Genomic DNA, 13,060 nt, shown 5'->3' with positions numbered 1-13,060 from the left:
GTGTTTCACGTGAAACCAATCGACCCCCGCCTCGTCCGGTACGCACGCGCCACCCGGGGCTTCCTCACCGCGGTCGTCGGCCTCGGGGCCGTCGGCGCGGGGCTGGTCGTCGCCCAGGCCATGCTCATCGCCGAGATCGTGGTCGGCTCCTTCCAGGACGGCCGGTCCGTCGGTGAGCTGCGGACACCGCTGCTGCTGCTCGTCGCGGTCGCGGCCGGCCGCGGGCTGGTCGGCTGGCTGACCGAACGGGCCGCGCACCGGGCGAGCGCCGCCGTGAAGTCGGAACTGCGGGGGCGGCTGCTGGAGCGGGCCACGGCGCTGGGGCCGGGGTGGCTGGACGGGCAGCGCACCGGGTCGCTGGTCACCCTGGCGACCCGGGGCGTCGACGCCCTCGACGGCTACTTCTCGCGGTACCTGCCCCAACTGGGGCTCGCGGTGGTCGTGCCGGCGGCCGTCCTGGCACGGATCGTCACCGAGGAATGGGTCTCGGCGGCGATCATCGTGGGCACCCTGCCGCTCATCCCCGTCTTCATGGTGCTGATCGGCTGGGCGACGCAGAACCGTATGGACCGTCAGTGGCTGCTGCTGTCGCGCCTGTCCGGGCACTTCCTGGACGTCGTCGCCGGGCTGCCGACGCTGAAGGTGTTCGGCCGGGCCAAGGCCCAGGCCGAGTCGATCCGCAGGATCACCGACGAGTACCGGCGGGCGACCCTGCGGACGCTGCGGATCGCCTTCATCTCGTCCTTCGCGCTGGAACTGCTCGCCACCCTTTCGGTGGCGCTGGTCGCCGTGACCATCGGCATGCGCCTCGTCTACGGCGAACTGGACCTGTACACCGGTCTGCTCATCCTCATCCTGGCGCCGGAGGCGTACCTGCCGCTGCGCCAGGTCGGGGCCCAGTACCACGCGGCGGCCGAAGGGCTCGGGGCGGCCGAGGAGATCTTCACCGTGCTGGAGACACCCCTCCCCGCCGCCGGGAAGGGCGCGGTGCCGCAGGGCGCCGTCTCCTTCGAGAACGTGACGGTCCGGTACCCCGGCCGGCGCACGGACGCCGTGACGGACGTGTCCTTCACCGTCGCCCCCGGCGAGACGGTCGCCCTCGTCGGGCCGAGCGGAGCCGGCAAGTCGACCCTGCTGAACGTGCTGCTGGGTTTCGTCCGCCCCGACGCGGGACGGGTGAGCGTCGGCGGCGCCGACCTCACCGGACTCGACCTCGCCGAGTGGCACCGCCACATCGCCTGGGTGCCGCAACGGCCGCATCTGTACGCCGGGACGATCGCCGAGAACGTACGGCTGGCCCGTCCCGACGCTGACGACGACGCAGTGCGGCGGGCCCTGCGGGACGCGGGCGCGCTGGACTTCGTGGACGCTCTGCCCGACGGGACCGGCACCGTGCTGGGCGAGGACGGCACGGGACTCTCCGCCGGACAGCGGCAGCGCCTCGCGCTGGCCCGGGCGTTCCTCGCCGACCGGCCGGTGCTGCTGCTCGACGAACCGACGGCCGCCCTGGACGGTGCCACGGAGGCCGAGGTCGTGGCGGCGGTGCGGCGGCTGGCGGCCGGCCGGACGGTGCTGCTGGTCGTGCACCGGCCGGCACTGCTCGCGGTCGCGGACCGGGTGGTCCGGCTGACGGCACCCGATGCCGCAGAGGCGCACGACGAGCCCGTGCCCACGACGGCCGGTGCCGCAGCGGACGCTGCCGCCGCGGCGGTCACCACGGAGTACGCACCGGCGGGCGAGGGCCGGCCGGGCGTCGGCCCGGCGTCGCAGGACAGCCCCGCGCGGGCGCCCCACTCGTCGGGGAACGACTCCATGCCGCGGGACGCCTCCGGGAGCCGTGTGCTCACCCGGGTCCGCGCCCTGTCCGGTGCCCGGCGGGGGAGGATCACGCTCGCGCTGTTCCTCGGCACGCTCGCCCTGGGCAGCGCCGTCGGGCTCATGGCGACGTCCGGATGGCTCATCTCCCGGGCCTCGGAACAGCCGCCCGTGCTCTACCTGATGATGGCCGTCACCGCGACGCGGGCCTTCGGCATCGGCCGGGCCGTGTTCCGGTACGCCGAGCGGCTGGTGTCCCACGACGCCGTCCTGCGGATGCTGGCGGACACCCGGGTCGCGGTGTACCGGCGGCTGGAACGGCTGGCGCCCGCCGGCCTGCGCGGTACCCGCCGGGGCGATCTGCTGACCCGGCTGGTCTCCGACGTGGACGCGCTCCAGGACTACTGGCTGCGCTGGCTGCTGCCGGCCGGTGCCGCCGTCGCCGTCTCCGCCCTGTCCGTCGGCTTCACCGCGTGGCTGCTGCCCGAGGCCGGTGCCGTGCTCGCGGCCGGGCTGCTGGCGGCGGGCGCCGGCGTCCCCCTGCTCACCGCTGCCGTCGCCCGGCACACCGAGCGCAGGCTGGCACCGGCCCGCGGCGTTCTCGCCACCCGGGTCACCGACCTGCTCACCGGCACCCCCGAGCTGACCGTCGCCGGCGCCCTGCCCGCGCGGTCGGCCGAGACCCGCCGGGCCGACGGCACCCTCACCCGCATCGCCTCGCGGTCCGCCGCCGCCACCGGGCTCGGCGACGGGCTCACCGCGTTGGTCTCCGGTCTGACCGTGGCGGCCGCCGCCCTCGTCGGGGTGCAGGGCGTGGCGTCCGGCCGGCTCGACGGCGTGGCCCTGGCGGTGGTGGTCCTCACCCCGCTGGCCGCGTTCGAGGCGGTTCTCGGCATGCCGCTCGCCGTGCGGTACCGGCAGCGGGTGCGCCGCAGCGCCGAGCGCGTGTACGAGGTCCTGGACGCCCCGGCACCGGTGCGTGAGCCCGCCGCGCCCCGGCAGGCCCCCGCGTCACCGTTCCCGCTCACCCTCAAGGGCCTCACGGCCCGCCATCCCGGGCAGGACCGGGACGCGCTCGCCGGGCTGGACCTGACGCTGGAGCGGGGGCGCCGTGTCGCGGTGGTGGGCCCCTCCGGGTCCGGCAAGACCACGCTGGCCCAGGTGTTGCTGCGGTTCCTGGACCCGGCTGCCGGCAGCTACACGCTCGCGGGTGTGGACGCGTACGCCCTGGACGGGGACGAGGTGCGCCGGCTGGTCGGTCTGTGCGCACAGGACGCACACCTGTTCAACAGCTCCGTCCGGGAGAACTTGCTGCTGGCCAGGAAGGACGCGACCGAGCACGAGGTGCGTGACGCCCTGGGCCGGGCCCGGCTGCTGGACTGGGTCGACGGGCTGCCCGACGGGCTGGACACGCTCGTCGGCGAGCACGGCGCCCGGCTCTCCGGCGGCCAGCGGCAACGGCTCGCCCTGGCGAGGGCCCTGCTCGCCGACTTCCCCGTGCTGGTCCTGGACGAGCCCGCCGAGCACCTCGACCTGCCGACCGCGGACGCCCTCACCGCCGACCTGCTGGCCGCCACCGAGGGCCGCACGACGGTGCTCGTCACCCACCGGCTGGCCGGCCTGGAGGCGGTGGACGAGGTGATCGTGCTGGACGGCGGACGGGTCGCGCAGCGCGGGACGTACCCGGAACTCGTGTCCACCGAAGGGCCGTTGCGGGACGTGGCGCTGCGGGAGGAGCAGGCGGGATCTCTGGTGGCGATGTCCTAGCCGGCGCACCCGCACGCAGGAGGGGGCCGTCCCGACGGTGCGTCGGGACGGCCCCCTCCGACACGTCAGACGAGCCAGCCCACGAGGTGGACGACACCGGCGAGCAGCTCGGTCAGAACGTTCATGGCAGATCCTCCTGTGTGTGCATCGCGTGCGTGGGACTACGCACGCTCCACGCGCCGAAGCGCGCGGGGGACATGCGCAAGCCCTCGGTCTGCAGCCCGTTGCTTGCGCGCTACAAGAATCACCGAGCCACTCGGGCCTCCGCAGGCACACGGGTATCGGACACCCGATCTGAGGAGTGTCTGACCCTCAGTTCGATTCTCAATAGTGGTTTTCCAGGCAACGGATTGACGCACCGTCAGTACCTCAGGACGCCCAAAAAGCCGCCGAAGCATCCGTCCGGGGGTGTGTCCTCCCCCATGTGCACGACGTGAACGAGCCTGTTGCCCGAGGCGGGGCCAGGATCGCAGTCATGCGTCTCACCCGCCGCCGTCCGCTGCTCGTCGCCGTGCTGTTCTGCGCGCTCGCCGTGCTCGCGGCCCGGCCCGCCGACGGCGACCACGCACCCGGACACGGATCCTCCTCCGTCAGCGGCGAGGTGGCGCGGTTGTACGAGGAGGCGGCGAAAGCCACCGAGCAGTACGAGGCCGGACGGGAGGAGGCCGAGAAGCAGCGTGCCAGGGCGCAGGAACTGGAGGAGCGGCTCGACGGCGAACGGCGGGAGACGGCAGGCCTCCGCGAGGACCTGGGCCGGATCGCCCGCTCCCAGTACCGGGACGGCGGCGGGCTGCCGCTCACCGCGCACATGCTCCTCGCGGACGACCCGGACCAGATGATGCGCGGTCAGCGGGTCGTCCAGCAGGCGGAGACGACGCTGGACCAGGCCCTCGAACGCAGCCGGAAGGCCGAGGCAGAACTGGCCCGGGACGAGGCGGAGGCCGCGGCGGCGTGGAAGAAGCTGGAGAAGCGCAACGAGGAACTGGCGACCCTGAAGCGGGACATCGAGCAGAAGCTGGAGACGGCGCGGTGGCGGCTCCAGGGCGAGGCGGACGCCTCCGTGGCGGCGGGCGCCTGCCGCGGCGCCGTCCGGCTCGACCAGCCGCCGACGGGGTTCACCACCCGATGGGTGGCCCCGGTGGAGACCTACGAGCTGTCCGCCTCCTACGGCAGCGGCGGCGCGCGCTGGGCGAAGCGGCACACCGGGCAGGACTTCGCCGTGCCGATCGGGACGGCGGTGCGGGCCGTGGGCGACGGCAGGGTGGTGAAGGTGTCCTGCGGCGGCGCCTTCGGCATCGAGATCGTGGTCGAGCACGCGGGCGGCTACTACACCCAGTACGCGCATCTGGCCGCCGTCGCCGTGGACCAGGGGGACTGGGTGTCGCCCGGGCAGTGGATCGGCCAGTCCGGTACCAGCGGCAACTCCACGGGTCCGCACCTGCACTTCGAGGTGCGGGTCACACCGGAGATGGGGTCCGCCGTGGACCCCGTGCAGTGGCTGTCAGGGCGCGGGGTGCCCCTCTGAACGAATCGGCCGGGACCGGGGTACGGGCCCCGGCACGAGTCGCTACCTCCGCTCGTTCAGCAACTGCTCGATCACCACGGCCACACCGTCGTCGTTGTTGGCGACGGTGCGTCCCGAGGCGGCGGCGAGCACGTCCGGGTGGGCGTTGCCCATCGCGTAGGAGCGGCCCGCCCAGGTCAGCATGTCGACGTCGTTCGGCATGTCCCCGAAGGCGACGACCTCTTCGTGCGAGATGCCGCGCTCGGCGCAGCACAACGCGAGCGTGCTGGCCTTCGAGACGCCGGGACCGCTGATCTCCAGCAGGGCGCTGGGGCTGGAGCGGGTGACGTTGGCGCGGTCACCGATGGCGAGCCGGCCCAGCGTGAGGAAGGCGTCGGGGTCGAGCTCGGGGTGGTAGGCGAGGATCTTGAGCACCGGTTCACCGGCGGCGGGGGAATCCGGGCCCAGCAACTCCTCGGCGGGCGCCAGGTTGTCCGGGACCTCCATGTGCAGCTTCGGGTACGCCGGCTCCTGATGGAAGCCGAAGGTCTGCTCGACCGCGTACACCGTGCCCGGGGCGGCATCACGCAGCAGGCGCACCGCGTCCAGCGCGTTGCCGCGGGGCAGCTCGCGCACCTTGACGAAGCGGTGCGCGCCGGGGCCGCCGTGCAGGTCGACGACGGCCGCGCCGTTGCCGCAGATGGCGAGACCGTGTCCGTGCACATGGTCGCTGACCACGTCCATCCAGCGGGCGGGGCGGCCGGTCACGAAGAAGACCTCGATGCCCGCCTCCTCGGCGGCCGCCAGCGCGGCGACGGTCCTCGGGGACACCGACTTATCGTCGCGCAGCAAGGTGCCGTCGAGGTCGGTGGCGATGAGCCGCGCTGGGGTGGTGGCGGCCAGGGACTCGGGCTCTCGGATCGCTGAGGTCACCCGGCCATTGTCCCGCATATGCCCGCACGACCGTGCGGGACGCCGCACATCTGAGTGATTACCGACGTCACCAGCGGCTTCGCGCTCCGCCCTGGGTGGGCGGCACCCTCCGTCGCTCACCGCAGCTGCGCCGGAGCTTCCATGGCGATGCGTTCGAAGACCTTCTGGTCCGCGGCGAAGTCGGAGTCCGGGATGGGCCAGTGGAGCACGATCTCGTTGATGCCCAGCTCGACGTGGCGGCCCGCGAAGTCCACGAAGGCGTCCAGGGACTCCAGCGGACGGCCCCGGTCCGGCGTGAAGCCGGTGAGCAGGATCTTGTCCAGCTCGGTGACGTCCCGGCCGGTCTCGGCGCAGGCGTCGGCGAGTTTCTCCGCCTGCCCGCGAATGGCCTGAACCGACTGCTCGGGCGTGCCGTTCTCGTACAGCCTCGGGTCGCCCGTCGTCACCCATGCCTGCCCATAGCGGGCCGCGAGCCGCAGTCCGCGCGGGCCGGTGGCCGCCACCGCGAACGGCAGCCGGGGTCGCTGGACGCAGCCGGGGATGTTGCGCGCCTCGTGCGCCGCGTAGAAGTCCCCCTCGTACGACACGGCGTCCTCGGTGAGCAGCCGGTCGAGCAGGTGGACGAACTCGCCGAAGCGGTCGGCGCGCTCGCGCGGGGTCCACGGCTCCTGGCCCAAGGCGGTGGCGTCGAAACCCGTACCGCCCGCGCCGATACCGAGCGTGACGCGGCCGCCGGAGATGTCGTCCAGGGAGATGAGCTCCTTGGCGAGGGTGACCGGATGCCGGAAATTGGGCGAGGTCACCAGCGTTCCCAGGCGCATGCGCTCGGTGACGGCCGCAGCGGCGGTAAGGGTCGGGACAGCGCCGAACCACGGCCCGTCGCGGAAACTGCGCCAGGACAGGTGGTCGTAGGTGTACCCGGCGTGGAAGCCCAGCTCCTCGGCCCGGACCCAGGCGGAACGGGTGCCCTCGTGCCAGCGGCGGTACGGGAGGATCACGGTGCTCAGACGCAGGCTCATGCCACCGAGCCTAAGCGGCGCGACCGGTTTCACGTGAAACGCTCCGTGCCCCCGCGTACGTCACGCACCGCGCAGGTCACGACACCAGGGCGGCCCGCGACGATCGCGTGCTCGCCCCGCTTCCGCGCCCTCACGCTTTGCGGAACCGCGCTCCGATCAGGACGTCCTCATCGCACCCGTGCGCTCAACCACGGGGTCAGGACGAGCAGGGGGATGAACTCCTTGTGCGTGCGGTCCCCCGGCAGTGGCACGACCAGGAAGTGGCCCGGCGGGAATCGGCGGGCCTTGACGTGGGCCAGACCGTCGAACAGGGACCGCAGGAAGGCGGGGACGTCGTCGCGGGGGACGTCGGGGCATTCGACGCCCTCGACGTCGATCAGCGCGTCGTCCTCCGGGTAGAGACGGACCCGCACCCGGGGCAGACCGCCGAACTCGACGTACGCCTCGTGCGGCAGGGAGCCGTCCGGGTCGGTGGTCACCCCGACCCCGGCCGCGGTGCGGCGCGAGGTCTGGTCCGCCCCGATGTCGTGCGTGACCTCGATCGCGCGCCCGTACCGGTCGGCGAGGGCCCGGAGGGCGGTGACGGCGGCCTCGGTGGTCGGCAGGTGGTCCATGCCACCGATCATGGCCTACCCGTCCTCGGGGAGGCGCAGATAGCGGCTCGGCACGGCCTCCGTCAGCCAGACGCCGTTGGCGCTGACCTGGAACACGTGACCGTCGCGGTGCATGGCGCCCGCGTCGACCGACAGCACCACCGGCCGTCCTCGGCGGGCGCCGACGCGGGTCGCCGTCTCCCGGTCGGCGGAGAGATGCACCGCGTGCCGGTTCATGGGCCGCAGTCCCTCGGCGCGGATCGCCTCCAGGTTCCGGGCGACGGTGCCGTGGTGGAGCCACGCCGGCGGAACGGCCGGCGGTAGCTGGAGGTCCACGGCGATGCTGTGTCCCTGGCTGGCGCGGATCCGGGTGCCTTCGACGGCGAAGCGCCGCTTGTCGTTGGCGGCGACGACATGGTCCAGTTCCTCGCGCGTGAACGGGAAGCCGTGCTCGGAGGCCGCGGCGAGCAGGCTGTCGATCTCGACCCAGCCGGCCGCGTCGGGTGTCAGCCCGATCCGCCCGGGCTGGTGGCGCAGATGCCTGGCGATGTACTTCGACACCTGAACGGTGCGTCTTTCGTTCATCCGTTCAGACTGCCGGGAGAGACGCGCGTCACGCGATCGATTTACTTCCGAAGGTTTGATCCACAGATAAGTGAGGTTATCCACAGCGGAACGGTGGCTTCTGTGGACAACTACCCGCGACGCACGGCCTCGCTCACACAGGCGGCTTCACCCGCGCGACCCTCCGCAGCGCCCCCGGCATCCACCGCGCCAGGGCGTACGCGGTCCGCGCCTCCGGGGTCACCGGTACGACGGCCTCGTCGCGCGCCACCGCCCGAAGGATGGCGGCGGCGACCTTCTCGGGCGGGTAGTTGCGCAGCCCGTACAGCCGCGCGGTCTTCCGGCGCCTGCGCCGCTCCTCCTCCGCGTCCGTGCCCGCGAAGCGCGCGGTGGAGGCGATCGCCGTGTTGACGAACCCCGGGCAGACCGCCGTCACGCCGATCCGCCGCCCGGCCAGCTCCGCGCGCAGGGACTCGCTGAGCATCAGCACCGCCGCCTTGGACGCGCCGTAGGCGGGCAGCGCCCGGGACGGCTGGAACGCGGCCGCGGAGGCGACGTTGACGATGTGACCGCCCTGCCCCCGCTCGGCCATCCGCCTGCCGAAGTACAGGCAGCCGTGGATCACGCCCCACAGGTTGACGTCGAGGACCCGCTTCCAGTCCTCCGTCGTGGTGTCGAAGAAGGAGCCGCCCAGCCCGACGCCCGCGTTGTTCACCAGCACGTCCACCACCCCGTGCTCGGCGGTGACCCGCTCGGCGAGCTTCTCCACGGCCCGCTCGTCGGACACGTCCGCAGCCTCCGCCCAGGCCGCCGCGGCGCCGCGCCCGCGGGCCTCCTCGGCGGTGCGGACCGCGGCGCCGGCGTCCCGGTCGACCACCACCACGCGCGCGCCCGCCTCGGCGAAAGCGAGCGCGGTGGCGCGCCCGATGCCGCTCCCGGCGCCCGTGACCAGCACCAGCCGCCCGCCGAACCGGTCGGCGTACCGGCCCCGGGGAACCGCCTCCGGCCGCCCGCCCTCGACGGAGTCCACGAAGTCGGTGATCCAGGTGACCAGCTGGTCCGGCCGGCTGCGCGGCACCCAGTGGCCCGACGGCAGCGTGCGCCGGGTCAACCGGGGCGCCCACTCCTCCAGGCCGTCGTGGAGCCGCTCGGAGAGGAACCGGTCCGCGAGCGGCGTGACGAGCTGCACGGGCACGTGCGCGTAGGCGTCGGGGCGCGGGTCACGCAACCTCGGGCGCACGTTGTCCCGGTAGAGCCAGGCACCGTGCGCGGCGTCCGACGGCAGGGAGGAGGTGGGGTAGTCGTCGCCCGGCACCCGCTCCATGCGCCGCAGCATCCGCGGCCAGCGCCGGCCGAGCGGGCCGCGCCAGGCCAGCTCGGGGAGCACCGGCGTGTGCAGCGCGTAGACGTACCAGGACCGGGCGCCCTGGCCCAGCAGCTGGACGGCCCGGCGCGGGGTCGGCCGCGTCAGCCTGCGCCTGATCCAGTGCCCGAAGTGGTCGAGCGAGGGCCCCGAGACCGAGGTGAAGGACGCGATCCGCCCCTGTGCACGGGCCACGGTGACGAACTCCCAGGCCTGCACCGACCCCCAGTCGTGCCCCACCAGGTGCACCGGGGCGTCCGGGCTGACCGCGTCCGCCACGGCCAGGAAGTCGTCGGTCAGCTTCTCCAGCGTGAACCCGCCGCGCAGCGGACGCGGCGCCGTGGAGCGGCCGTGTCCCCGGACGTCGTAAGCCACCACGTGGAACCGCTCGGCCAGACGCGGCGCGACCCGCGACCACACCTCCTTGCTGTCCGGGTAGCCGTGCACCAGGACGACCGTGGGGCGGCCGGGATCGCCCAGCTCGGCCACACACAGCTCCACGCCGCCGGTACGTACCCGGCGCTCCCGCGCACCCTCGAGTCCCGTCACACCGGCGAATCTCGCAGCTGTCGGAGGACCCGTCAACGGCGCACCCCGAGCTGTGGACAACTCTCAGGCAGGGCGACCCCTACGGGCGCGTACGACTCCAGGGGGATCCCAAGACGGCCCCGCGGTCTGACGACCGCAGTGGTACGGGTCACTACCGTCATGGATGTGACTGTGATCGCGACCGAAAGCCTGAGCAAGCGGTTCCCCCGGGTGACCGCTCTTGACCGGCTCTCCGTGGACGTCGGGCCCGGTGTGACCGGACTCGTCGGAGCCAATGGAGCCGGCAAGTCCACATTGATCAAGATCCTGCTGGGTCTGTCCCCCGCCACGGAGGGCCGCGCCGCAGTGCTCGGCCTCGACGTCGCCACCGAGGGAGCCGCCATCCGGGAACGGGTCGGCTACATGCCGGAACACGACTGCCTGCCACCGGACGTCTCGGCCACCGAGTTCGTCGTCCACATGGCGCGCATGTCCGGCCTGCCGCCCACCGCCGCGCGCGAGCGCACCGCGGACACCCTGCGCCACGTCGGCCTGTACGAGGAGCGCTACCGCCCCATCGGCGGCTACTCCACCGGCATGAAGCAGCGGGTGAAGCTCGCGCAGGCCCTGGTGCACGACCCGCAGCTGGTCTTCCTGGACGAGCCCACCAACGGCCTCGACCCGGTCGGCCGCGACGAGATGCTCGGCCTGATCCGCCGCATCCACACGGACTTCGGCATCTCGGTCCTGGTGACCTCCCACCTGCTGGGCGAACTGGAACGCACCTGCGACCACGTCGTCGTCGTGGACGGCGGCAAGCTGCTGCGCTCCAGCTCCACCCGGGACTTCACCCAGACCACCACGACCCTCGCGATCGAGGTCACCGACACCGACGAGCACCCCGACGGCACCCGCGCGGTGCGCGAGGCGCTCCACGCGCGCGGGGTGACCGCCCAGGACGGCGGCGGACTGCCGGGCGCCGGACACATCCTGCTGCTCACCGCGCAGGGCGAGGACACCTACGACCTGGTCCGGGACGTGATCGCGGACCTGGGCCTCGGCCTGGTGCGCATGGAACAGCGGCGGCACCAGATCGCCGAGGTCTTCACGAACGACGCGGACGACGCGCAGCGGAAGGAGGCGGTCGGCCATGGCGGCTGAGCAGTCCTTGCAGGCACCAGTCACCCCGTCGGGTGACACCCGTATCCACAACATCGGCTACCGCTCCTACGACGGACCGCGCCTCGGCCGCTCGTACGCCAGGCTCTCGCTGTACTCGCAGTCCTTGCGCGGCGCCTACGGCCTCGGCCGCTCGGTGAAGTCCAAGGTGCTACCGATGCTGCTGTTCGTGGTGATGTGCGTGCCGGCGGCGATCATGGTGGCCGTCGCGGTCGCCACCAAGGCGAACGACCTGCCGCTCGACTACACGCGCTACGCGATCGTCATGCAGGCCGTCATCAGCCTGTACGTCGCCTCGCAGGCACCCCAGTCGGTCTCCCGCGACCTGCGCTTCAAGACGGTGCCGCTGTACTTCTCGCGGCCCATCGAGACCGCCGACTACGTCCGCGCCAAGTACGCCGCGCTGGCCTCCGCCCTGTTCGTCCTGACCGCGGCGCCGCTGCTGGTGCTGTACGTCGGGGCGCTCCTGGCCAAGCTCGACTTCACCGACCAGACCAAGGGATTCGCACAGGGACTGGTGTCCGTGGCCCTGCTCTCGCTGCTCTTCGCCGGCATCGGCCTGGTCATCGCGTCGGTCACGCCGCGCCGCGGCTTCGGCATCGCCGCCGTGATCGCCGTCCTGACCATCACCTACGGTGCCGTCTCCACCCTCCAGGCGATCGCGGAGGTGCAGAACAGCGGCGACGGCATCGCCTGGATCGGCCTGTTCTCGCCGATCACCCTGATCGACGGGGTCCAGTCCGCCTTCCTGGGCGCGACCTCCGCCTTCCCGGGCGGCGTGGGCCCGACCGACGCCGAGGGAGTCGTCTACGTCCTGTTCACCCTCGGCCTGATCGCCGCCAGCTACGGCCTCCTGGTGCGCCGCTACAAGAAGGTGGGGCTGTGACAACCCTCAGCATCGACCACGTCTCCCGCTGGTTCGGCAACGTGGTCGCCGTCAACGACGTCACCATGACCATCGGACCCGGCGTCACCGGCCTGCTCGGCCCCAACGGCGCCGGCAAGTCCACCCTCATCAACATGATGGGCGGCTTCCTCGCCCCCTCCACCGGCACCGTCACCCTCGACGGCGAGCAGGTGTGGCGGAACGAGAAGATCTACCGTCACATCGGCATCGTTCCCGAGCGCGAGGCGATGTACGACTTCCTCACCGGCCGCGAGTTCGTCCTCGCCAACGCCGAGCTGCACGGCCTGGGCGCCAAGGCCGCCCAGAAGGCGCTGGCCACGGTGGAGATGGAGTACGCGCAGGACCGCAAGATCGCCACCTACTCCAAGGGCATGCGGCAGCGCGTGAAGATGGCCTCCGCGCTGGTCCACGACCCCTCACTGCTCCTGCTGGACGAGCCCTTCAACGGCATGGACCCGCGTCAGCGCATGCAGCTGATGGACCTGCTGCGGCGGATGGGCGACGAGGGCCGCACCGTGCTGTTCTCCTCGCACATCCTCGAAGAGGTCGAGCAGCTCGCCTGGCACATCGAGGTCGTCGTCGCCGGACGGCACGCGGCCAGCGGTGACTTCCGGCGGATCCGCCGCCTGATGACGGACCGCCCGCACCGCTACCTGGTGCGCTCCAGCGACGACCGCGCCCTCGCGGCGGCGCTGATCGCCGACCCGTCCACGGCCGGCATCGAGGTGGACGTCACGGAGGGGGCCCTGCGCATCCAGGCCGTCGACTTCGGCCGCTTCACCGCGCTGCTGCCGAAGGTCGCGAGGGAGCACGGCATCCGCCTGCTCACGGTCTCGCCGTCCGACGAGTCCCTCGAGTCCGTGTTCTCGTACCTGGTCGCGGCGTAGG

Annotated in this window: 10 protein-coding genes; 5 read left to right on the top strand and 5 right to left on the bottom strand. The window is 72.7% G+C overall.

Annotated features, from left to right (window positions below):
• The first annotated feature begins 9 nt into the window (after positions 1–9).
• Positions 10–3,582 carry a thiol reductant ABC exporter subunit CydD gene (cydD, locus tag B100_RS0120090; protein WP_024886217.1) on the top strand — a complete coding sequence of 1,191 codons (3,573 nt, stop codon included), beginning with the start codon at positions 10–12 and terminating at the stop codon, positions 3,580–3,582.
• A gap of 475 nt (positions 3,583–4,057) precedes the next feature.
• Positions 4,058–5,107 carry a M23 family metallopeptidase gene (locus tag B100_RS0120085; RefSeq protein WP_024886216.1) on the top strand — a complete coding sequence of 350 codons (1,050 nt, stop codon included), beginning with the start codon at positions 4,058–4,060 and terminating at the stop codon, positions 5,105–5,107.
• A 42-nt stretch (positions 5,108–5,149) separates the two neighbouring features.
• On the opposite strand, the gene B100_RS0120080 is transcribed toward B100_RS0120085, so the two are convergent.
• The 5 genes from B100_RS0120080 to B100_RS0120060 form a co-directional block, all read right to left on the bottom strand.
• Positions 5,150–6,037, bottom strand: a complete 888-nt coding sequence (locus B100_RS0120080) for an HAD hydrolase family protein (RefSeq protein WP_078541034.1) — start codon at positions 6,035–6,037, stop codon at positions 5,150–5,152.
• Positions 6,038–6,135: 98 nt separating this feature from the next.
• Complete coding sequence (locus tag B100_RS0120075) at positions 6,136–7,038, bottom strand: LLM class flavin-dependent oxidoreductase (protein ID WP_024886214.1); 903 nt, start codon at positions 7,036–7,038, stop codon at positions 6,136–6,138.
• Between the two features lie 167 nt (positions 7,039–7,205).
• The gene (locus B100_RS0120070) at positions 7,206–7,664 is read right to left on the bottom strand and encodes a hypothetical protein (RefSeq protein WP_024886213.1); all 459 of its coding nucleotides are present in this window, start codon (positions 7,662–7,664) and stop codon (positions 7,206–7,208) included.
• Between the two features lie 3 nt (positions 7,665–7,667).
• Complete coding sequence (locus B100_RS0120065; RefSeq protein WP_024886212.1) at positions 7,668–8,216, bottom strand: RNA 2'-phosphotransferase; 549 nt, start codon at positions 8,214–8,216, stop codon at positions 7,668–7,670.
• 133 nt (positions 8,217–8,349) lie between these two features.
• Positions 8,350–10,107, bottom strand: a complete 1,758-nt coding sequence (locus B100_RS0120060) for an SDR family oxidoreductase (protein ID WP_024886211.1) — start codon at positions 10,105–10,107, stop codon at positions 8,350–8,352.
• A 171-nt stretch (positions 10,108–10,278) separates the two neighbouring features.
• On the opposite strand from B100_RS0120060, the gene B100_RS0120055 reads away from it, so the two are divergent.
• The 3 genes from B100_RS0120055 to B100_RS0120045 are packed head-to-tail and all read left to right on the top strand — an operon-like array spanning position 10,279 to position 13,059.
• A complete protein-coding gene (locus B100_RS0120055) occupies positions 10,279–11,247 on the top strand; it encodes an ABC transporter ATP-binding protein (protein WP_024886210.1) in 969 nt (322 codons plus the stop codon).
• Positions 11,237–12,151, top strand: a complete 915-nt coding sequence (locus B100_RS0120050; RefSeq protein ID WP_024886209.1) for an ABC transporter permease — start codon at positions 11,237–11,239, stop codon at positions 12,149–12,151. The genes B100_RS0120055 and B100_RS0120050 overlap by 11 nt, the downstream gene beginning before the upstream one ends.
• Positions 12,148–13,059: an ABC transporter ATP-binding protein gene (locus tag B100_RS0120045; protein WP_024886208.1), complete on the top strand. Its 912-nt coding sequence runs from the start codon at positions 12,148–12,150 to the stop codon at positions 13,057–13,059. The genes B100_RS0120050 and B100_RS0120045 overlap by 4 nt, the downstream gene beginning before the upstream one ends.
• Position 13,060 lies beyond the last annotated feature (1 nt).

This window comes from Streptomyces sp. CNH189 (genome assembly GCF_000527195.1).
Note: the sequence above shows the minus strand (reverse complement) of the source record. Positions and strands in the feature narration are given on the sequence as shown.